The 20,831-nt window shown below is 40.0% G+C and carries 21 protein-coding genes; 7 read left to right on the top strand and 14 right to left on the bottom strand.

The annotated features are described in order from the left end of the window. Positions 1-111 precede the first annotated feature (111 nt). Positions 112-687, bottom strand: a complete 576-nt coding sequence (locus tag HQK88_08255; protein MBF0616793.1) for a rubrerythrin family protein — start codon at positions 685-687, stop codon at positions 112-114. Between the two features lie 168 nt (positions 688-855). Here HQK88_08255 and tkt point away from each other — a divergent pair, with 168 nt between their 5' ends. After that, positions 856-2,844 (top strand): transketolase, encoded by a 1,989-nt coding sequence (gene tkt, locus HQK88_08250; protein MBF0616792.1) that lies wholly within the window; start codon positions 856-858, stop codon positions 2,842-2,844. A 20-nt stretch (positions 2,845-2,864) separates the two neighbouring features. Here tkt and HQK88_08245 read toward each other — a convergent pair whose 3' ends face one another. After that, positions 2,865-3,470 (bottom strand): DUF4412 domain-containing protein, encoded by a 606-nt coding sequence (locus tag HQK88_08245; protein ID MBF0616791.1) that lies wholly within the window; start codon positions 3,468-3,470, stop codon positions 2,865-2,867. 163 nt (positions 3,471-3,633) lie between these two features. Here HQK88_08245 and HQK88_08240 point away from each other — a divergent pair, with 163 nt between their 5' ends. Next, complete coding sequence (locus HQK88_08240) at positions 3,634-4,863, top strand: glycosyltransferase (GenBank protein ID MBF0616790.1); 1,230 nt, start codon at positions 3,634-3,636, stop codon at positions 4,861-4,863. On the opposite strand, the gene HQK88_08235 is transcribed toward HQK88_08240, so the two are convergent. The 3 genes from HQK88_08235 to HQK88_08225 form a co-directional block, all read right to left on the bottom strand. After that, positions 4,844-6,067: a hypothetical protein gene (locus HQK88_08235; GenBank protein MBF0616789.1), complete on the bottom strand. Its 1,224-nt coding sequence runs from the start codon at positions 6,065-6,067 to the stop codon at positions 4,844-4,846. The two genes, HQK88_08240 and HQK88_08235, sit on opposite strands and share 20 nt — an antisense overlap. Positions 6,068-6,108: 41 nt before the next feature. Next, positions 6,109-8,400, bottom strand: coding sequence for a tetratricopeptide repeat protein (locus tag HQK88_08230; GenBank protein ID MBF0616788.1), 2,292 nt, complete (start codon positions 8,398-8,400; stop codon positions 6,109-6,111). A gap of 85 nt (positions 8,401-8,485) precedes the next feature. Next, positions 8,486-10,375, bottom strand: a complete 1,890-nt coding sequence (locus HQK88_08225; GenBank protein MBF0616787.1) for a tetratricopeptide repeat protein — start codon at positions 10,373-10,375, stop codon at positions 8,486-8,488. 46 nt (positions 10,376-10,421) lie between these two features. Here HQK88_08225 and HQK88_08220 point away from each other — a divergent pair, with 46 nt between their 5' ends. Next, on the top strand, positions 10,422-11,198 hold the full coding sequence (locus HQK88_08220) for a prolipoprotein diacylglyceryl transferase (GenBank protein MBF0616786.1): 777 nt from the start codon (positions 10,422-10,424) through the stop codon (positions 11,196-11,198). A gap of 26 nt (positions 11,199-11,224) precedes the next feature. Here HQK88_08220 and HQK88_08215 read toward each other — a convergent pair whose 3' ends face one another. The 9 genes from HQK88_08215 to HQK88_08175 form a co-directional block, all read right to left on the bottom strand. Beyond that, positions 11,225-11,386, bottom strand: a complete 162-nt coding sequence (locus tag HQK88_08215) for a hypothetical protein (GenBank protein MBF0616785.1) — start codon at positions 11,384-11,386, stop codon at positions 11,225-11,227. A 10-nt stretch (positions 11,387-11,396) separates the two neighbouring features. After that, positions 11,397-13,577: a hypothetical protein gene (locus HQK88_08210; protein MBF0616784.1), complete on the bottom strand. Its 2,181-nt coding sequence runs from the start codon at positions 13,575-13,577 to the stop codon at positions 11,397-11,399. Continuing rightward, on the bottom strand, positions 13,574-14,620 hold the full coding sequence (pseG, locus tag HQK88_08205) for a UDP-2,4-diacetamido-2,4,6-trideoxy-beta-L-altropyranose hydrolase (protein ID MBF0616783.1): 1,047 nt from the start codon (positions 14,618-14,620) through the stop codon (positions 13,574-13,576). Before pseG ends, HQK88_08210 begins: the two co-directional genes overlap by 4 nt. A gap of 1 nt (position 14,621) precedes the next feature. Then, the gene (locus tag HQK88_08200) at positions 14,622-15,134 is read right to left on the bottom strand and encodes a hypothetical protein (protein ID MBF0616782.1); all 513 of its coding nucleotides are present in this window, start codon (positions 15,132-15,134) and stop codon (positions 14,622-14,624) included. A gap of 16 nt (positions 15,135-15,150) precedes the next feature. After that, positions 15,151-16,020, bottom strand: coding sequence for a glycosyltransferase family 2 protein (locus HQK88_08195; GenBank protein ID MBF0616781.1), 870 nt, complete (start codon positions 16,018-16,020; stop codon positions 15,151-15,153). A gap of 141 nt (positions 16,021-16,161) precedes the next feature. Beyond that, a complete protein-coding gene (locus HQK88_08190; GenBank protein ID MBF0616780.1) occupies positions 16,162-17,487 on the bottom strand; it encodes a diguanylate cyclase in 1,326 nt (441 codons plus the stop codon). Further along, positions 17,484-17,918, bottom strand: a complete 435-nt coding sequence (locus HQK88_08185) for a response regulator (protein MBF0616779.1) — start codon at positions 17,916-17,918, stop codon at positions 17,484-17,486. Before HQK88_08185 ends, HQK88_08190 begins: the two co-directional genes overlap by 4 nt. Before the next feature lie 230 nt (positions 17,919-18,148). Then, on the bottom strand, positions 18,149-18,454 hold the full coding sequence (locus HQK88_08180; GenBank protein MBF0616778.1) for a divalent-cation tolerance protein CutA: 306 nt from the start codon (positions 18,452-18,454) through the stop codon (positions 18,149-18,151). 23 nt (positions 18,455-18,477) lie between these two features. Further along, on the bottom strand, positions 18,478-19,014 hold the full coding sequence (locus tag HQK88_08175; GenBank protein ID MBF0616777.1) for a helix-turn-helix transcriptional regulator: 537 nt from the start codon (positions 19,012-19,014) through the stop codon (positions 18,478-18,480). Between the two features lie 376 nt (positions 19,015-19,390). On the opposite strand from HQK88_08175, the gene HQK88_08170 reads away from it, so the two are divergent. Genes HQK88_08170 through HQK88_08155 form a run of 4 tightly spaced genes read left to right on the top strand, consistent with a single transcriptional unit; the run spans position 19,391 to position 20,824 of the window. After that, complete coding sequence (locus HQK88_08170) at positions 19,391-19,945, top strand: hypothetical protein (GenBank protein MBF0616776.1); 555 nt, start codon at positions 19,391-19,393, stop codon at positions 19,943-19,945. Positions 19,946-19,962: 17 nt separating this feature from the next. Further along, complete coding sequence (locus HQK88_08165; protein MBF0616775.1) at positions 19,963-20,289, top strand: hypothetical protein; 327 nt, start codon at positions 19,963-19,965, stop codon at positions 20,287-20,289. Then, complete coding sequence (locus HQK88_08160) at positions 20,286-20,537, top strand: hypothetical protein (GenBank protein MBF0616774.1); 252 nt, start codon at positions 20,286-20,288, stop codon at positions 20,535-20,537. Before HQK88_08165 ends, HQK88_08160 begins: the two co-directional genes overlap by 4 nt. After that, positions 20,534-20,824 carry a hypothetical protein gene (locus tag HQK88_08155; protein MBF0616773.1) on the top strand — a complete coding sequence of 97 codons (291 nt, stop codon included), beginning with the start codon at positions 20,534-20,536 and terminating at the stop codon, positions 20,822-20,824. Before HQK88_08160 ends, HQK88_08155 begins: the two co-directional genes overlap by 4 nt. Positions 20,825-20,831: the final 7 nt, after the last annotated feature.

The following is a 20,831-nucleotide window of genomic DNA, read 5'->3' as shown; positions in this document are numbered from 1 at the left end:
TCTGAGTCGCTTTCTCCTTGCCGCCAAGGGGACTCCTCTTTAGGGGACGCTTCTGACTGCGGCTTGGTAGAATATATGTTACGCTCAGAACAGTTTGAGTGCTATTTTGTATCAGTAATTTTCCGCAGCGATTTCAAAGTGTGCTTTAGGATGTCCGCATCCTGGGCAGTTATCGGGCGCATTGTTTCCCTCAACGGCAAAGCCGCAGACTCTGCATTTCCATTTTACTTTTGACGTGCGGCTAAAGACCTCATTTTTCTCTATATTGCTTAACAGGGCGCGGTATCTCTTTTCGTGTTCTCTCTCAACCATGGCAATGGCTCTGAAGGCTGAGGCAACGGCAGGGAATCCCTCTTCATCGGCAACCTTTGCAAACTCCGGATACAACACAGTATGCTCATGGAGTTCGCCATCGGCGGCAGCGCTGAGGTTAGCCTTTGTGTCGGCAATCACACCAGCTGGAAATGTTGCCGTAATTTCTGCATCCCCTCCCTCTAAAAAATTAAAAAATCTCTTAGCATGTACTTTTTCGTTATCGGCGGTTTCGGCAAATATTGCTGATATTTGCTCAAAGCCCTCTTTTTTTGCCACCTTTGAAAAATACGAGTAGCGGTTTCTGGCCTGTGATTCACCGGCAAATGAGCCGAGCAGATTTTTTTCCGTCTTTGTCCCCTTTAAACTTTTCATCGTAATTATTTCCTCCTTCAGAGATTTAATCAATACCCCTCAACTATAATAATCTAAGCCGCTGGGTTTGTAAACAGACTGTTATTTTTAAATTCAATCTCATTAAAGTTGACAAATCACAGCCATAAGGAGTAAAATAAAAGTTATAAAATTTTTGGAGGCTGGTAAATGGAGAGAGTAGATGAGCTATGTGTCAACACAATAAGGATGCTGGCTATAGATGCGGTACAAAGGGCTAATTCAGGACATCCCGGCATGCCTATGGGTGATGCTGACATGGCTTACGTGTTGTGGACAAAGTTTTTAAAACATAACCCAAAGGATACCGTATGGCCTAATAGAGACAGATTTATACTTTCTGCCGGACATGGGTCTATGATGTTGTATAGTTTGTTGCATCTAACCGGGTATAACATATCCATTGATGATATAAAGAATTTCCGTAAAATGGATACCTGTACTCCTGGACATCCGGAGTACTGTTTATCAACAGGGGTGGAGGTCTCAACCGGACCGCTTGGATATGGTTTTGCCGTAGGAGTGGGAATGGCAATGGCAGAGAAATATCTTGCCGATACGTTTAACCGGCCAGGTTTTGACCTGATAGACTACAACATCTATGGCATAGTCAGCGATGGTGATTTAATGGAGGGAGTTTCTTATGAGGCCTCCTCGATAGCCGGACACCTGCAACTTGGCAAACTGATCTATCTATACTCCTCAAATAAAACGACGATAGACGGCTCAACGGATTTAACGTTCACAGAGGATGTTGGTATGAGATTTGAGTCCCAGCGCTGGCACGTTCAGTACGCTGACGGCTATGACCATGGAGAGCTTTACAAGGTAATCGAAAATGCAAAGGCTGAAAAAAATCGCCCTTCTATCATAATTGTCAAAACTCACCTTGGGTATGGCAGCCCAAATAAACAAGACAGCGCAGATATTCACGGAGCGCCGCTTGGGCCCGATGAGGTTAAAGCCACAAAGGCACACTTTAACTGGCCGGATGAGGAGTTTCATGTACCCAAAGAGGCACTGGAACTCTGCCGTAGTGCTGTTAAGAATGGAGAGAAACTGCAAAACCTCTGGCTTGATTTGTTTGAGAGATATAGACAAGCCTTTCCTAAGGAGGCAGAGCTTTGGGATACCTTTATGAGCGGAAAAATAAACGTTGACCTTGGAGCGCTCCTTCCTGTCTATGAGCCCGGCAAGTCTGTAGCAACCCGTACAGCCTCAGGTGCCGTAGTGAATGCACTGTCTGATACACTTTTAAATTTGCTCGGCGGCTCGGCTGACCTTTCGCCTTCTAATCAGACATTTTTAAAGAACAAACCTGTTTTTGCGCCAGGGGAAAGCGGCCGCAACATTCACTTTGGAATACGGGAGTTTTCCATGGCCTCAATAGCTACCGGTATTGCCCTTAGCAGATGTTTGATTCCTTATGTGGGCACATATCTTGTGTTTTCAAGCTACATGTTGCCCTCTGTCAGGATGACCGCTATGATGGGGCTTAAGGTTATTTTTATACTTACTCACGACTCAATAGGGGTTGGTGAGGATGGCCCAAGCCACCACCCAGTGGAACAGTTAACTACCTTAAGAGCGATTCCTGAACTTACTGTTATTCGTCCGGCAGATGCCAATGAAACGGTGCTCTCATGGCAGTACATCCTTCAGCACGGATACGGCACAACAGCCCTCATCCTTACCCGTCAAAACGTGCCAGTTATTGATAGAAATAAGTATGCTAAAGCACGCGGCATTTACAAGGGTGCCTATGTCCTTGCCGATTCCGGAAAGCCCCCTGAGTTGATTCTTATAGCCTCAGGCTCAGAGGTTCATTGCACCCTTGAAGCCTACGAGAAGCTTGTCAAAGAAGGGGTGGCTGTCAGAATTGTAAATATGGCTTCTTTTGAGTTATTTGATAAACAGCTGGATGATTATAAGAATCAGGTGCTCCCCCCACACGTTGAAAAAAGAATAGCGGTTGAGGCAGGCTCCTCACTCTCCTGGTACAAGTATGTCGGACTTAAAGGCAAAGTAATCGGCGTTGACAGATTTGGGCTTTCAGCCCCGTCAAGCGTCTTGTTTGAACACTTCGGTTTTACTGCCGAAAATATCCTTAAAGCCGCAAGGGAGCTGCTTAAAGCCTAGGTACATTATATATTCATTGTTTACCGGTGTTGCTTCATATCCCCCATAGAGGGCATTTGCATTTTGCTGTAACCGGAGGGAACCTCGAAAGTATCTGCTGGCTGAGGGCCGGTTTTGATATTTTTGTACTCTTGGGTCCATGAGCCGTCCACAGCAGCGGTTTTAACAGGAAACATAATGTCTTTAGCCAACCACTGATATATCTCATCCTGTTTTGCGCCGGACTTATAGGTAATCAGGTACTTAGTGCAGGGATGGCCGTCTATGGTTTCTGTGCCAACCTCTTTTCTGCTGACTTCACCGGCTACTTTTTCATCAAGCATAGGTTTTCTTGTTTTTCCACCACTCATCGGGTTGTCAGCATTGTCGTGCATAGGAGATTCCATATACATTTTCTTGTCATGAAAAATTATCCAACTGACTTTTTTGTCCATTCTGTTAATTGAGGTCATATTTCCATGGGTTTTCATATCCATTCTGACTTTGTCTTTTGAAAAAAATATCTTGCCTTCAGTCTTTTCACCACCCTTACCTGAGAAAAACACATCAGCCGAAAAGTCCATAGCATACGAGACGGCTGAAAACGACAGTATAAACATAAAACTCACTAAAATTCTCTTAAGCATGTTTAACCCTCCTCTTAATTTATCGTTAAAAACGAAGATAGTATAGCAAAAGCCTTAGAAATTTACAACATAGCGCCGAATTGCCCATAGAAACCCTGTATCTATCAGTATTTAGCAATAAACTTATTGACAGTTCATGATTAATCGGGTAGAATCTATATGAGTGTTTAAACGGTTTGTCTATATAGGAGCAGAAAACGCATTTGAGCGCGGCGCTATAGGCACACATATGCGTGGGATTGTCAACGCCTTTCATAACTCCGGCAACTTTAGAATTACCTTTATCGGCGGCAAATACCATGATGAGATTAATGACGGAGGTATAAACGCTGATGAAATTCACATCCTGCCGGTTAAGAGAAGCTCCTCAATGGCAGGCCGTATGGCAGCGTGCCTCAGGTACTCTTACAGTATCATTAAAACTTTGAAAAAAATTATGCGAGATGGCAGCGATTTTTATGTGTACACCCGATACTCCCTTTACACCACTCCTGTGATTCTTACTTTTTTAAAAAAACACGGCATCAAAACCATTGTTGAATATAACGACGTAACAACAGACGTCTTACTTTTTGAAAAAAACCTTAAACACGCTTACTCAGCTGGAAAATTCATAAGAACCAGCAACTTAACAATTAAAACCATTCAAAAACTTGAGGCATACTCATTTAAAAAGACTGACCTTATTGTAACCATGACTGAAGGGCTCAGAAGATATATCCACAGCCTTACACCAAATGCTAATGTCATCGTTGCACACAATGCAACCGACATCGCAAATATCAACTACACCAGAGGTGTGGATAAAAATGCGCTTAGAGAAAAACTTAATTTATCCAGTCAATATTTTTACATATGCTATCTCGGCACTATAACCTGGTGGGACGGTCTTGGAACTTTGCTTGAAGCTATGGCTTTGCTAAAACACTTTAACGATATCAGATTGATTATGATTGGTTACGGAGCTGATTTAAAGCTCGTACAAGATACGGTTAAAACCCTTGGATTAACTGACAGAGTTGTGTTCTATCCTGCCATGCCGTTTAAACAGGCATTTGATTATCTGATAGCCTCAGACCTTGCGCCAGTTATCAAACTTATAGACACCTACGAATATACCCCCATTAAATACTATGAGGCAATGGCCTCGGCTACCCCAATAATAGCAAACGACATCCTTTATATAAATGAAGTTGGTAAATATCGCTGGGGAAAAGTTCTGCCGCACCCTCCAACGGCAAAACACATGGCTGACGCTATAGAACACTTTTACAATATGAGGGATTCACTGGATTTGATGAAAGATGAAATTCTAAACTATGCAGAAACTTTCCACACATGGGACAGGAGAGCGGAGTCTGTTATCAGTGCCATTAATGAGATGAGTCACTAACGGTAGAACTACGCCTTAATCCTCTCCACAAAAGAGCAAAAATAGCTGCAACAACTACATAGTGTAAGAGTGCAAATTGATTGTTGGAAAAGGAGGGAATTATAAGATGCGCAAGACTGTAGTAGTGGTGGAATGAGCTGATATAGCAAAGGAGACATAAAAAAAATATACGCGTATTTGCCATTAGCTTAAGCTGTGGCACATGGCCAGAGAGAATGGCGGCAGCCGTAACAAGCGGGATTACTGCATAGCTAACAAGACGTGTGGCATCGCTGGGGTGTCCGTTCATAACCGGTTGAAACATTATCAGCAAGGCAAACAGGATCATAAGCCAAAAATCTTCAGGCAATTTAGCATCTCCCCTGCAAAACACAGCTAAAGGCACTAAAACGGCAGCAGAAAGAGTTAACGAAAAAGTATCCCTTGCTATGAGGTTAACAAAAAAATATATAATTTCTACTCCTTTCAGATTAGGTATTGACGCCATAAGGTAAGGGATTAAGCTATAAAGATGCTGCAGGTTAACATTCTTGTCTCCAAACATAGAGGCAACTGTGCCGGTAATTTTATATAATAAAACGATAACAACTGAAACCAAAGCATATATGAAGAATTTATTTTTAAACTTTTTACTCTCAAAACCCTCAGAGACAGCTAACCATATGAAAAATCCAGGCATAAAAACAACCGCAGTTTGTCTGGCAAGTATTGCAACAACGGAGCCGGTCAGCAGTATCAACGGGCTGTCCTTTATTAAGCCCAATATAACTACAGATGTGCCAAAGAGAAACATTAGATCAGTAATCATGCCAGGAGAGAACAGGTATAATCTGAAAATATACGGATTAAAAATTATCATGGCCATACAAAGAGCATAACCTGCTGCATTAAGGTTATAAAAGATTAGAATCCTGTCCATCACATAGAGCGTTGCCAAAAGAAATGTAACTGTAAAAATCATAAAAGAGGCATATAACGGCACTCCTGTTGTATGGCTTATCATTCCGATTATATAGGGGAAAAAAAACCTCTGAGCGTGGTGAAATGAGGTAAAATATTTTGTTAAGTTTGGAGATGCTTTAGCGATATTCGTGTAATAAGAAATATCTGAAAATCCGTTCACTATTGCATTATCAAAGTCAACATACCGATTAGTAATTAATACGGAGAAAAACATTGCTAAAACAATTGCAGCTCGTATCATGCTCTTATCTTTTAACATATACTGTAAACACGGTTAGTAGTTCATTTAGTCTCAGCGTCATTATTTCTAAAATTCTCAGGTAGGGATTGAAGATTCTCTCTGGCATTGATATTTTTGGGCTCTATTGCCAACGCCCTCCTGTACTCATCAGACGCCTGTTTAAACAGCCCTTTGGTTTGATACACGGTACCAAGGTTGTTGTGAAACTCTGATACGTCAGGTTTAAGCTCTATTGCTTTTAAATACTCATTTACTGCGCTGTCAGGCTGACCGGCATCGGCATACACATTGGCGATGCCAGCGTGAGCCTCTGCACTGTCAGGTTTAAACGCAAGAACCTCTTGAAATTGTCTCATGGCATCTCCATAAAATCCCTGTCTTAGATATATGTTTCCAATGTTCATGAGTGCGCTAACATATCCGGGGCGTTGCTTTATCGCAATTTGAAATTCCTTTATCGCCTCGTCAGCATTTCCAAGCCTGTCGTAAACAGTACCTAAAGAGAAATGTGCCTCAGGAAAGCCGTGGCGATTAGCGATAGCTTTTTTATAACTTTTTAATGCCTCGTTAAGTAATCCTTTTTTAAAATATATTCCTGCCATACCCATGTAAGCATCAGCCGGGTACAGATCAAAAGATGCCTCCAGTGAGTATTCAAGCATCGCTTTGTCTTCCAGGCCTTTGTCCAAAAAAAGGTTGCCAAGGTTGTGATGCGCCTCGGCATAAGAAGGTTGTACCCTGAGAGCCTTTCTAAACTCCTCCTCCGCTTTATCCTTATCACCAAGCTTAATGTATATGTAGCCGATATTATTATACCCCTTAACATAAAAAGGGTCCAACTCTATGGATGCCCTAAACTCCTTTATTGCCTGGCCGTACTTTTCCATACTAAGATACGCATTAGCGAGATTTATGTGAGGGATGGGATTAAGGGGATAATTCCTTATATTTTCCTGCCATAACCTTTCCTCCGTTTTCCAGTAACTGTTTCTCTTATAAGTTAATATGGCAAATACTATGAGTATAAAGGTTAACAAAACAGCTACGTATTTTTGCCGTTTCTCCCCAAACAAATAAAAGACCATCGTAACACAGGCAAAAATAAACCCTATTGAAGGCAAATAAGTTCTGTAATCAAAGATTTCATAGTTATCGGCTGGTCTGACAGCTGACTGCGGTAAAATGTTCAGTAGAAACCAAAACATACCAAAGGGAACTAACAAAGACACTGCACGAATTGAGGTTTCAGTCTGATTATATGTGAAAAACAAAAATATTGATAAAAGGACAATAAAAATTAAAAATGAAAGAGAGGCCAAAACCGCAGGTTCCCAAAACGTACGGGACGCAGTATAAAAATATATTGGAGCAAGTTTGTACGGCAGCACAAGCATACGCATGTACGAGCATGTAACCCTTAACTGAGTTAGTGCATGTTCTTTCCACGTGTGTACTTTCATTGCTGCCGCAGGTCCCTCCTTAAGTGCCGCTAACGCCTCCTTGTTATGGCTGAATGTTACCCACCTTCCCTTCTGAGTCTTATCCACATTTTCAGTAACACTTGCCATCCTCCAGGCATTTAACACTCCAATAGTATCTAATAATCCCTGCTTAAATGAAGTATTAAAGACAATCGGGATGATTATAAAAAACGGCAAACAGCGGATAAGTTTCTTTTTTAAGCTGTCTTGAAAAAACATATACTCATATATGAATATAATTACAGGAAGAGTGACTACAATCTCCTTCGTACGCGTGGAAATTAAGGCAGCGCACACAGAGAAAATATAATAACGTGTGGCTTTGCCCTCCTTATTGGAAGCAACCCGGTACTTAGCGTATAACACCATAGTGAGGATATAAAACATAGCGGCAAGCGAGGTAAATCTTTGAACTATAAATGTAACAGACATGACTGAAAGAGGATGTACTGAAAATATAGCTGATGTGAAAAATGCCAACAGCGACACTGTATTTTCACTAAATGTGTCTTGAAGTTTAGGACTTCTGAAAGTAAATACAACAAACCAGTAAAGTAAAATAGCTGTCAGAATATGTATTATCAGATTTACAATATGATACCCTGGCGTTTTAAAGCCGTGCAATTTATAATTTAACGCAAATGTGGCTACGGGCAGGTATCGTTGGGACCACAGCACACTTATAAGAGTATTTGTTAAATTATGCGTATCTATATTCAGAGATTTGTATTGTTCCAGATATGCATCATCAAAAGTAAAAGGACAGTTTAATGAGTTTGAATAAGAAAGGACGCAGACTATTACAATCAAAAATATCTGCAGCCAACGTTTAGCTGAAAAATTCGTTATCAAATCACAAAACTCCCTGAAAATTTAAATTCACAACATAATAGTAACTTAAAGGAGCTGCATTTGTTAATAGCCCTGTCTCCTCTGTTTATCTATATTGCTTTAAAAGGTCAACATAAGCCTTTACGTTAGAATTATAAGGATCAAGTTTAAGAGTTAGAGTGTATTGTTCATAAGCCTTGTTAAGAATACCTTTCTGGATATAAAATGCTCCCAGATTGCTGTGGGTTTCTGCTGAGTTTGGATTTATTTTTACAGCCTTTTCGTAATACTTAAATGCTTCATCAGGTTTACCTTGCTTAAAATAAACGTTTCCCAGATTATTCAGTGCCTCCACATAATCTTTCTTTATGTTTACAGCTTTTTCAAATTGTGCAAATGCTTTTTCAAGGTCTTTTTTAGCAATATAAACATTCCCAAGATTGTTGTGAGCCTCGGCATAGTCAGGTTTAAGCCTTATTGCCTCTGAAAATTCACTGAATGCAGAATTGACATCCCCATTTCTAAGGTAAATATTGCCGATGTTATTATGGTTTATCGGGTCATCAGGTTTTAGCTTCAAAGCTATTTTATATTGTTTGGCTGCATCGTCAAAACGTTTATTTGACAGATAAACATTGCCAAGAAGAATATGAACATAATGATGGAGCGGTTCCTTACGGGCATTGTCTTCCCACACTGACGTCTCACTCTGCCACTTTGAGTTGTTTGTATAAGTGACAGCACACAGTGTTACTATTAGAATAGCACAAGGCAAATATACAGTAATATACCGGAATTGTCTTTTAGCAATCTCTGCGCTTAGAGCTGAAATCACGGCTGTAAAACCAATTGCAGGCAGGTAAACCCGATGCTCAAGAATAATCCAGTTCTGCGTTGATATTATGCTTGACTGAGGCAAAAGTGTAATAAAAAACCATGCTATCCAAAACGACATGAGACGCATTGTAGCAGGTTCCATTTCCATAAATTTTTTATCGTAATGTGATTTATAAAAAAAATAGCAGGCAGTTCCGGCAAGAAATACGATAACTATCAGAGAAGAAACCACTTTTAAGTCAAAAAACGATTTGGAAATAGTGAAATGGTGGATTAGAGTGAGACCATAAGGCAGTATGAGCATCCGCATGTAGGTTACAATTACCCTTAACTGGGTAAACAGAAACTGAGCTCTGTTTTCAAAATTCTGAGACGAAGGCAGATTAGCGTTTTGCCGCAGCACGTCGGCGTTTTGCTGCACTGGGACATCAGGTGATTCAACAAAAAGGCTGAATTTAAAATAATCAACAACGATTAAAGATGCAATTACACAATATGGTAAAATATATATCACACGCCTGTGTTTGTCTCCCTTAAAAAAACAAAATTCGTAGATAAAAAGTATTGCAGGGAGAGTGATAACAGTTTCCTTTGCTCTGATTGACAAAAGATATACACACAATGAGAGGATATAATAAACCGTGGCAGTTCGCCCCTCCTTTAGTCTCCACATGGTGTAAAGCAATATAGCCAGAAGGTACAAAGTAGTGGAGAGCAGGGTGAAGCGTTGAATTGTCAGAGTAACTGCCTGTATGGATATCGGATGGGCAACAAAAACCATGGCTGCAAAAAAAGGGGATAGACGGCTGTGTTTAATTTTGCCTTCAAAGTACGGAGTTCTCTGTACAAGAACCAACAATGCGTAGATTAAAACAGCATTAATGATGTGAAGTATAATGTTGGCAAGGTGGTATCCCATGACACTGTGGCCGCCAAGCTTATAATTTAAAACAAACGTGTCCACAACCAGCGAGCGCTGGGAGTTCCAACCAGTAAAAGAGGTGTAATTGTTTAAGTTGACGTCATCAAAGAAAAACGGAACACTGAAAATATTTGAGTACACTATAAAGCCAATAGCAGCGAGAGCAGCAAAAAAAACAGCGTGTGCTCTTGCATTATAACGAATTATTTCAAAGAAAGCTCTTGTCTTTTTCTGCATTACTTCTCTTATTTTCTGCCGATATGTTAATATTATACACCATATGTTGGCATATCCGCAAATAAAGCCATATTTATTTAAAATCGGGCCGCTTCAAGTAAGATGGTACGGCCTTATGTATCTTATCGGCTTTGTCCTGTCTTACTTAATAGTGCAGAGGGAGATGAAGCGCAGAAAGACAGGCATTAAACCGGAGGATGTTGAAAATCTGTACGTTTATCTGATTCTATCTCTGGTTTTGGGAGCGAGGCTTGGTTATGTATTGTTTTACAATCTTTCCTGGTACATCAATAACCCATGGAGTGTGTTTGCAGTGTGGCAGGGAGGAATGTCATTTCATGGCGGCCTCGTAGGGTGTTTAACGGGAGCGTATTTATTTTGCAAAGCAAGGAAACTGGATTTTGTTGTTGTTTGTGACATTGTTGCACTAACAGTACCAATGGGGCTAGCGCTGGGCAGGCTTGGCAATTTTATAAACGGTGAGCTTTATGGCCGTGTAACCGACGTGCCCTGGGCTATGGTGTTTCCCGGTGGCGGCCCAATGCCACGCCATCCGTCTCAACTGTATGAGCTGCTCCTTGAAGGAGTGGTTTCATTTGTAATCTTATGGTCATTAAAGGACCGAATAGAAAAACGCGGTATAACTATCTCACTATTTGTATTTCTTTACGGGGTTTTTAGATTTACTGTGGAATTTTTCAGAGAACCAGACCCCCAGTTAGGACTGTTTTTCGGCCTTATCAGTATGGGACAGATACTGTCCTCACTTATGGTGATTGCAGGGTTATCCGGCTTGTTTATATTTAAAAGAAAGAAATACTGACGTGCTTAAATAAGCTCAAAGAAATTTTATTTCAAAACAAACAAAACTAAATGACAGATACTCTTTATGGTTAACACAAAACCATCAAAGCCTGAGAGGTAAAGCTTAAGATGATTCTTAAGCGCTATGGCAAAACACATCAAGAGCACAATAAATAAAATGTGTATTTCAAGTTTCCCTGTTTTCATCTTTCACTGTTCACCTTAGTTTTTCATTTAAATATACGTTTACTATACCATCACCGGTTGGGATTTCTAAGATCTTATCTGCTTTGTAACCGCTTAATTTATTGATAAACGTATAAACCCTGTTCCATTTGAAATTTTTAACATACGCATCTTCAAATCCCATAGAAACCAAATTTACACTGTTTTTTAAATTCCCATTTAGCTCAAAATATTTTAATCCATAGCCAAAATGCGGGATTACCACAATCGGTATGTCTTTATGGAAAACCCCCATTATTTTTTCAGCTTCTTTCAGGGATGCCTTATAAGAGTTTTTATAATACAGCATGAGTTTTTCTCTTTTTACAGCTGATTTGAAAAAATCCGTTTTTATAAATAAAATTCCGTGAAGCGTTTGATTTATCAATTGGTACTGAGGATTTGACGCAATATCATAAAACGATATTTTTTCCTTAAGATATACTATCTCACCGTTTTTTCCAAAATAGTAGAAGAAAGCATCCGGTGCATGTTTTGAGGACGACTCCCGGTTTAGATTCCAGATACTGTTTTGCAGATGTGTTCCATATAGGGGAGACATCCAAAAAACATCTGGTGCCATAGCAGCGTAAACACTTAGTCCATCCGTGTCTCCTTCGGTTAAATAGTCCAGTGCTTCAAAAGCAGGCGACATGCCTGGCAGTTCCCAGTAGGCAAGACTGTAGTATCTGACCTCAGAGGTTGTTGTGTTATCTATAAGATCACTGATTGGTTTAATAATATTGTAGGTTGGAAATTTTACCACTGAAAACAGAAAAACTGACAACAGGGATGAAATTATTGCGAGGGTTTTCAGGACAACCGGATAGATTTTATTTTCGCCCACAACCTCAAGCACTTTTCCAAAAGATATAAAACATATAGCAGTTATAAAAATTACGAATCTCGGAGCTATGTTAAAATCATCATAAGATACAGCAAGTATCAAAAGCAATCCTATAAACACCTGAAGATAAACATACAAATGGCGCTCTTTTTTTAAAACCGATTTGTATAAACAATAAATCCACGAGGGAAAGGCAAGTCCCCAGAAGGTGATCCCATACCCGCCATGAAAAGTGCCTATTCCGATATCGGATATTATAAGAAAGTAAATTTTCGCCTTTAGTTGTTCAAAAAATCCGAGTTTGGATGATATTTCTGTAGCAAATAGTCCAATATTTTTTTTAAATATACTAAGCGGATAAATGGGATTGCCAAACACTACAAAATTTCTTACGTACCAGTATGCCGTTAAAGCAAGTACTGGCGCTATGTAAAGAAGCAGATGTCTTTTTCTCATTTTAGGTAAAACCACAAACTGAAGCCCTAAAGCTACAGCAATCATGTGATACTTCATAGAGGTTATAAGACCAATAGCCGCTCCCAAAAGAAATGCCTGAGCTGCACTTTGCTCTGAATTATATTTAACAGAAATTACGACCGCTGAAAGAAAAAACACACTTGTGATAACATCTATGTAATTACATCCCATCTGAGCCATAGTAACCGGAACGAAAAAAAACAACAGTGCACAAAAGACAGAATTTCTGATGTTTAGATTTAGACTTCTTGCCAGAGAATAAGTAACAAAGACGCCGTAAACAGCAGCAAAAAATTGGACAGAATCCACATAAATAACACTTTTCATAAAAATCACAGGCCATAAAAACAGCAGCTCGGCGCTTATCGGGTTAGCAAAAGACGTGTTTAGCGTAACCGGAAGCAGGAAAACTTTGTGTTTCTGGATAAATTCAAAAACAGGGGGCAAATGATAACACAGATCATCAATTCCCCGGGGAGGCAAAAAATATATTCCAAAAAGTATCCACACAGCAGCAATTACAAATAAAATAAACAGCGACAGATTCTCTATACATATAAACTCTTTTAAAAAAAATTTCAAACTTAAAATTTCATTTTTCAAATTTCTTGCTAAATCTTTCCCCTTAAACGATAAAACAACCGCTGAAATTAACACATTAAAAACAATTAAGGTTGAAGCATAAAGGATATTGATAAGCCCCAGCACAAGCTCAGAGAGAATAACCTGTGAGGCAAAAAGCACACCGGAGTAAACTATTTTATCACTGATTGAAGATCTTACCCTGCTTGTGAAAAACAAGTAATAACAACAGAAAATAAATAAAGCACCAGTAATCCCTGTAATCATAAAGACAGATAATGAACTAACTTATTTAGCGCCCTGCCGTCAATCAAGCTCTGTGCTTTCACACTCATCTGCTCTTGTAACTCTTTATCATGTATCAGCGGTAAGAGAACTTCGATTAAATCCTCCCTCGTAAGGGTTTCAAACCACCCTGCGTCTGCAAAGAGGCCAAATTTACGCAAACCATTTACCAAATAATCCTCTATCGGAGCGGTACGTCCGACAATTGAGGGGACACCCATAAAGGCCAGTTCCCACACCGTTGTTCCCCCGCTTGTTATTGCTATGTCATGAGTGTACATCAGTTCCGGCATGTTGGTAACATTATGCAGACATATTGTCTGTACAGGCATCTCAATTGCTCTTATTCTGTCGGCATTTTTATTGCCGCCACCTGTTACTACGGTAAGCTCAAGCAACTCTTTTACCTGATTAGCGCAAAGCATGTCTTTTATCATAAGCAGTATTTTCTCAGTGTAGTTATTTGAGTCCATGCCACCGAGAGTTATTAAAATCCGGGTCAGACCGCTGTTAAATTGCTTTTTAATCCCGATAAATTTTAAAAATTCCCGCCTTAATATAACAAACTCGTTTCCCAGCAGTAGCCTTGTGCCGGGGGCACAGTTGTATTTTAAATCTAATCCATGAAGATTTTGGTTTAACACTATATCAGCACTGTAAAACGGCTCATGTGCCATATCATCTGTCACAAGGAGTTTAAACCCAAGGCTTTTTATTATTTCATAGTATTTATTGTCAAATAACACTCCGTCACACACCACCCAGCAGTCTTTAAATTGTTTTAAATATCCGATAGATTCATCAATGCTGTCAGTGGAAGGGTAGTAATTTTTAAGGCGGTAAACTCTAAATCCCTCACCTTCTAATCTTTCGATTAAGGCATCGGATTGGCAATAGGTTATAAAAACAATATCAAAGTCTTTGTCTGCAAGCGCCTCGGCAAGAGCAAGACACCTCATCACATGTCCTGTTCCGGTTTCTTTGGAGGAGTCAGCCCGGAAAACTGTAGTTTTTGAGGTTATCATTTCATCCGTATTTACGTTTTCCCTTATCTTTTTTGATAACCCGAATGCCCAGTATGTGCCAGATGATAAAGACGACAATTGCGGCAGGAATTGCCAAAAACATAGAGGCTGTGCTTATTACTCCGCCTTTTATGGCTGTCCGAAATACACTCCATGTCGTCAGCGATTTGAAATCAGTCTTAATGTTGCAAATGTAGCGCTCCTTAGCTTTGATAGTCAGAGCAAACATAAAAACATTCAGAAACCCGGAACCGGTAACATTCCCTGTCGGCACTACCACAGCGTCATAATTGACAGTTTTAAACGGCCGCATAACAGAAAAATTCCCCTTATATGGATACACCAACACGTTGACGTCTCCGTACTTTGCTGCTAATTCCTTACCGTGCACGTGTGTCAGAATGCTGATTTCAGCGCTTTTGAATTTTTGCCTGACCATGACTATAACTTTATCTATGTGTTGAAACCCAGAGGATCTGATTATTAATACCCGTCTGCTGTTTTCCGCTTTCAATGTGTAATTTCTCTCTCTACCTGTACATTGTAAATGGCGAGGTTATATGTATGCGCATGTTTTTTGCAACCTCTTTTTTTACAGGCGCACGTTTTTTTAGTATGTGCCCAAGGCCTCCCACCGCATCTGCAAGCGACTTTAAATAAACCCCTGTCCTTTGTTCCATCGAGTAGTACAGGCAGTGGTATATCAGCTTAAAAGTATTTGCCCACATAAGAGACTGGGGGTAATTTTTCCAAAACACCCAAAACAGATTTCTTGTATAATAAAACGGCGCCCTGGTGGAGTCTCTGTTTGACGGCGAGTTCTTGTGGTAGGAGACAAGGTCAGGGAAAAACTCGATTTTAAATCCAAGATTAAGCACTCTGAGGGCAAGATCGGTTTCATTAAAGTAGAGGAAAAACTCATCAGGATAACCTCCAGTGATGTCTATTATTTCCTTTCTGATGCCTGCTCCTGCCCCGTTAAAAGACATCATATAATTTTCAGCCGAAACGGCCTCCTGCCGGGGTTTGAGGCTTGTGTCCCCTGTAGTCTCTCTGTAATTATAATAATCCCTGACGTCAAAGGCAGCAATGCCAAGCAGGGGGTCATGTTCAAACTTTCCGACCATTTTCTCTATTGCCCCGTCCTCGGGAAAACTGTCATCGTCAAGAATCAGTATATACTTGCCGCAGGCTGATTTAAATCCCACATTATAGGCGGAAACTCCGGTGTTTTCGTGCAGGCTGATAAGCCGCACTGTGTGAAACTCTCTTCTAACCATCTCTGCCGTACCGTCGTCGGAGCCGTTTTCCACAACGATGATTTCCAAAGCGGTATATTTTTGATTTAAAAGCCTGACAAGCCCCTCCCAGACATCCTCCTTACGGTTATACGATACCATTACGACACTTACAATGGGTTTTTCAAATATCACGCTATCATGGCCTCTTTGGTATACCAATTTTCAATAGTAACGCCTACGTGTATGTATGTTAACATTTTTTTCAGAATTATTGTTGTTAAATACAGTGTAAAGCCACAGTTATTTCTTACCCTTTTTCCGCATCTTATTTTCATACATAAGTGCGTCAGCTTGTTTTGTCAGCTCATCAATTGAAATGTCTGACTCAGGGTCGTATGGCACAACTCCGTCGCTTATGGAAAGCTTAAATGGCTGGTTTTCTGTGTTGTTATAGGTATCAGCACCTTCTCTGATCCTTGTTCTTATGGTATCAACGTCTAATGAGTCAGAGTCCGTCACCAGCACTATGAACTCATCCCCGCCAATTCTTGCTATGATGTCTGACTCACGGAATGCTTCTTTTAACACGAAGGATGCTCCCACTATTGCAATATCTCCTGCCTCATGACCCAGTGTGTCGTTGATTTGCTTTAATCCGTCCAGATCGAGAAACACAAGAGTCATTTGTCTGGCATAGCGTTTTGCTATTTTTATTTGTTTTTCGGCAAGTGTGTAAAATCCACGGCGGTTGTAAAGACCCGTCAGTTCATCCAGTATGGAAAGGGTTTGAAGCCTCTCTCTAAGCATAACGACCTCTGTCACATCTGTGCCTATACATATAAGCCGTTTTTGAGAGGGTGTGGCAACCTTATCTCTGTTGTTTTCACCAATTGATGTGATATTCCAGTTAATGTATTTTTTAGTGCCCTGTTTTGATTTAGCCATAAGCTCAAAAGAAAAAACGCCTTTGGAGGATTTACATGCTTTTAAAAATTGCTCCTTTTTCTCAAGTAAGCCACCACCGCCATCATCCTCTGTGATAAACCACTCAGCCCAGTTTACACCAGTGAGTTCTTTGACATCGTATCCTAAAATCGTGGTGACTGCAACGTTTATAAGTTCAATTGTCCCGTCTAAATTAAGTTCACACACTATGGCAGGCATAAAGGTAACAAGTTCCCTGAACTTCAATTCTGAATTCATCAGTGCCCTTTCTGCTACTGCCTTATTTTGTTCCAGTTCCCCTAACTTTACTGCATTAGTGATTGAACGGCAGAGGAGTTCCTGAGAAAGTTTCCACTTATTGAGATAATCTCTGATCCCCTTTTTCATGGCATGCACAGCTATCGTTTCGCCGCCCTGGCCTGTTAACATTATAACCGGTACAGTTATGCCCTGTGCAGTTAACCAATCCACTAACTCTATGCCATCACGGCTGCCAATCATATAGTCAACAATTATCACATCATAGGAGTTGTCTATTATCAACTGCTGCCCGTCCTCTACCGAGTGTGCTTCATCTATTTTAGGAGGCCGCTTTGAAAACCCCTTTCTTATCAAATCCCTCGCGATAAGGGCATCTTCCTCGTCGTCATCAACTAATAATATTTTTAATCCCTCAGTCATATGTGGCCTCTCTTAGGCAGTAGTACAGTTTCAAACCAGTAACTGAAAGTTACCTGGAGTGTGCTATGTAATTGTGAAAAAACATTTGGTTTTTTTATATAAGAGTTGACCCCCAAAAGGTAACACCTTTCGACATCCTCGGCAGCATTTGATGTAGTGAGAACAATTATGGGAATCCGACAGAGCTGATTGTCTTTTTTCATATCCTCAAGTACTTCAAATCCATCCTTTCTGGGCATATTCAAATCTAAGAATATCAAGTCTGGTAAAGTTTTGGGTAAAAGATACCGGGACAGCTCCTCAGAGTCTGAAACCCATATGACCTCGGCTGGTATATCTATTTTTTTTAACGCATCACGAAAAAGCAGATAATCGTCCTCGTCATCATCAACAAGCATCACACTAAAGCATTTGCGGCAATTTTCACTCATTTTCACTTTCCTTCATTATCTACACAAAAACAAAATTACCCTACCTTAAGATAACGTTATTATACTATATTATTGTCATTTAGTATCCCCATTATTTTTGCTACTGACAAACCGCTTATGTATTCTAAGTAATAAACTCTTAAAAAGATTAATCCGCAGATGACACAGATGTACGCAGATGAAGAGACAATCAAATCTGTTAAAATCTGCGCAATCTGCGGAAAAAACCTTTAAGAACCAAGCCAGTTAAGATAATCCTCAGACCCCTCAACAATTGGCAGGGCGATAATCTCCGGCACAGTGTAAGGATGCAGGGTTTTTACTTTTTCCATAAGGGTTTTGAAGTTTTTCTTTTTGGTTTTTATAATCATCAGACACTCGTTTTCATGATTAATTTTACCATCCCAGTGAAAAACAGAGTTAACCTCTTTTATGATATTTGCACATTTAGCAAGGTTTTCAGAGATAAGAGCCTCTGATATGACGTTTGCAGTGTCTGCATCCGGTGTGGTTATAAGCACCACATAGTGCTCCATGTTGTTTTACCTCCCATTCTAAGTCACTTAGGATCTTTTTTACCGTATTTCTCCTGGTTTTGATTTACTGAAAAAGTTGGCACGGCGTACTCCTCCTGGTTTTGCCTTATGCAACACCCCATATCATGTAACGCAAGTTCACTTAACAAGCCACCGTTTTTTTCTATCCAATGTGCATAATCAGGAAAACTCTTTTTAAACTGCACCAAAAGCCATGTTCTCTCATCCTCCTTTGCCGAGGACCAATACTCATCGAGCCAAAGTTTTAATCCCTCACGAGGTAAGTTCTCCTGCAACCCCCTCGTCTGAACCTTGTAATGGACATGCCTTTCGTTAAATGTATCACCAAGGCCGCTTAACAGCCAATTTATATTTATGTTAAACCGCCGCATCAGCGACAACATTATGTCAGTGCCGGGCAGCTTTTTACCGGATTCTAACTCACTTATATATCCGGCAGATGTTTCCAGTTCTTTGGCAAACAATCTTTGAGTCAGATTTTCCCCAGTCCGGATTTTTTTTATCCGGCTGCCTATACTTGTGTTCTCTATAGCGAGCATATTGCTTGACAATTAATCGCAATTGCGATTATAATTTTTCCGTGTTTATTATGTATTTTGCTACCGGCCACATGGAGACATCTCCACAGTTATTTTTTGTCTTAAGCATAAACGGCCACACCCCTCGTTTTGTTATATATAATATACGATTTACTAACTATATAGCAAAAGCACGGCTGCCCCACCAGTATTATGTTACAAGTATGTTTAGATTTTAAAATATTTTACAGGAGGTGTCAATGGAGTTTTATCACAAATTACAACACTTTTTTTAAAAAACACGTTAAATACAGAAAAGGAGGAATTTAATGTTTGAAAAACGCTTATATGTAAAGAGCACACAGAATGAAAGTAATAAAAACAGGGAGGAGTTTTTATGTCTAAGCTTAAGTTAAAAAGATTAACGAAACGGGGTGTAGATTGTAAAACTGAAGTGGAAAGTGATGAGATGGCTCACATCAAAGCTGAAATATTTGAGACTGCCGGCAAGATAAAAGCAGCAGTTTACAGTGAATCACAGGGCAGGTTTCTTAAACTTATATTTCTTAAAACGGTAAAAGACTCCGGTAATTACAAGAAACTTGGGATAACATGGTCGGACTTCTGTTCATATGTAGGTCAGGACAGAAAGCGGATAGATGGTCAGCTTGCCGACCTTAAGCCTTTTAATGCCGAGTTTTTAGTTGATTTTGCTAATTTTACAGGAGTGGATTATTCTAAAATCAAGTATCTTGGGCGTGAGATTTCTACAAGTTATGCCAAAATTTCAGATGACGGAGCCATTATATGTGACGGTCTGATAATACCCATCATACAAAAAAATAAGGACGAAATTGCAGCACTTCTTAAGCGGCTTGAGGACAAGCACAAAGTTAAACGCACAGGGCTCAATGATTGTAAAGGCCAGTGCAGGCAACAGAGCACACAGTAGGGAGGCGGAGGGCACTGATGACAGAGATTCAGTTAAAGATGATACTTACGGAGGCGGCCCTTCACGTGCCGGGGAGTTTTATAGAGAGGGAGGGAGTGCGAATTGGGAAGGTGGCCTTAATGACGTGTGCTAATTGTATGTTATCAGATGATGAAGTGACATGCAGCGAAATATCCGCAAGAGACATTTATGTCTCTTGCAGCGAGGAGTTCACATCGGATAAAAAAAAGTTTTTGTGTACAGCGCTGAGGTGTCCGTCATGGAGTCAATGTGCTCAGGATGGTGTATGCCGCGAGTGCGTGGTTATGGGAGCTTATAAGAGAAGGAGAAAGTTGAAAAAATGAGGAATTCTGGTAAAGTTAATAAAAACGGGATAAGACGTCTGCAATCCTATAAAGAGAACACCGTTAAAGATGATTTCAGTAATGATAATTTCAGGCTTAGGGGTCAGCCTCTTAGAGCAATAAACATGTTTTGCATAATACACCATGACCACGTTGACATATCAGCCTGTATAGTGCGTCAGGACAGAAATGCGGGTAACTGTTTTTGGTGCAGTAATTACAGAGCGGCTGAGTTGTTAAATACATGAGTAACTGTGAGTCAGACTGGGTAAATTCTATACAAATTGAGAATTTGCCTGAAAATCTGCGAGAAATAGCAGAGCTTATCGGTATGGAAAATATGCTCTTAATTTTGGATCATTTTTCCAAACAGTTGATTTATATTCCTGGCAAAGATCAGATAATCAAAAATGCCAAACGTAAATTTATTCAAAATAACTTTACAGGAGTAAACCACAGAGACCTTTGCCGTAAAACCGGATATAGTCTTTCATATGTTTATAAAATATTAAAGGATAGCCACGATAACAGGTGATAAAGAC

Source organism: Nitrospirota bacterium (genome assembly GCA_015233895.1).
In the GTDB taxonomy this organism is placed as follows: Bacteria; Nitrospirota; Thermodesulfovibrionia; order Thermodesulfovibrionales; family Magnetobacteriaceae; genus Magnetomonas.
Note: the sequence above shows the minus strand (reverse complement) of the source record. Positions and strands in the feature narration are given on the sequence as shown.

What these genes read in the sequence shown, in the direction of transcription:
- HQK88_08165 (MBF0616775.1), top strand. Translation starts at nt 19,963, where the DNA reads ATGACAGAGATTCAGTTAAAGATGATACTTACGGAGGCGGCCCTTCAC.
- HQK88_08255 (MBF0616793.1), bottom strand. Translation starts at nt 687, where the DNA reads ATGAAAAGTTTAAAGGGGACAAAGACGGAAAAAAATCTGCTCGGCTCA.
- HQK88_08215 (MBF0616785.1), bottom strand. Translation starts at nt 11,386, where the DNA reads ATGAAAACAGGGAAACTTGAAATACACATTTTATTTATTGTGCTCTTG.
- HQK88_08160 (MBF0616774.1), top strand. Translation starts at nt 20,286, where the DNA reads ATGAGGAATTCTGGTAAAGTTAATAAAAACGGGATAAGACGTCTGCAA.
- HQK88_08195 (MBF0616781.1), bottom strand. Translation starts at nt 16,020, where the DNA reads ATGGTATCGTATAACCGTAAGGAGGATGTCTGGGAGGGGCTTGTCAGG.
- HQK88_08170 (MBF0616776.1), top strand. Translation starts at nt 19,391, where the DNA reads ATGTCTAAGCTTAAGTTAAAAAGATTAACGAAACGGGGTGTAGATTGT.
- HQK88_08175 (MBF0616777.1), bottom strand. Translation starts at nt 19,014, where the DNA reads ATGCTCGCTATAGAGAACACAAGTATAGGCAGCCGGATAAAAAAAATC.
- HQK88_08155 (MBF0616773.1), top strand. Translation starts at nt 20,534, where the DNA reads ATGAGTAACTGTGAGTCAGACTGGGTAAATTCTATACAAATTGAGAAT.
- tkt (MBF0616792.1), top strand. Translation starts at nt 856, where the DNA reads ATGGAGAGAGTAGATGAGCTATGTGTCAACACAATAAGGATGCTGGCT.
- HQK88_08210 (MBF0616784.1), bottom strand. Translation starts at nt 13,577, where the DNA reads ATGATTACAGGGATTACTGGTGCTTTATTTATTTTCTGTTGTTATTAC.
- pseG (MBF0616783.1), bottom strand. Translation starts at nt 14,620, where the DNA reads ATGATAACCTCAAAAACTACAGTTTTCCGGGCTGACTCCTCCAAAGAA.
- HQK88_08235 (MBF0616789.1), bottom strand. Translation starts at nt 6,067, where the DNA reads ATGATACGAGCTGCAATTGTTTTAGCAATGTTTTTCTCCGTATTAATT.
- HQK88_08185 (MBF0616779.1), bottom strand. Translation starts at nt 17,918, where the DNA reads ATGAGTGAAAATTGCCGCAAATGCTTTAGTGTGATGCTTGTTGATGAT.
- HQK88_08190 (MBF0616780.1), bottom strand. Translation starts at nt 17,487, where the DNA reads ATGACTGAGGGATTAAAAATATTATTAGTTGATGACGACGAGGAAGAT.
- HQK88_08245 (MBF0616791.1), bottom strand. Translation starts at nt 3,470, where the DNA reads ATGCTTAAGAGAATTTTAGTGAGTTTTATGTTTATACTGTCGTTTTCA.
- HQK88_08225 (MBF0616787.1), bottom strand. Translation starts at nt 10,375, where the DNA reads ATGCAGAAAAAGACAAGAGCTTTCTTTGAAATAATTCGTTATAATGCA.
- HQK88_08180 (MBF0616778.1), bottom strand. Translation starts at nt 18,454, where the DNA reads ATGGAGCACTATGTGGTGCTTATAACCACACCGGATGCAGACACTGCA.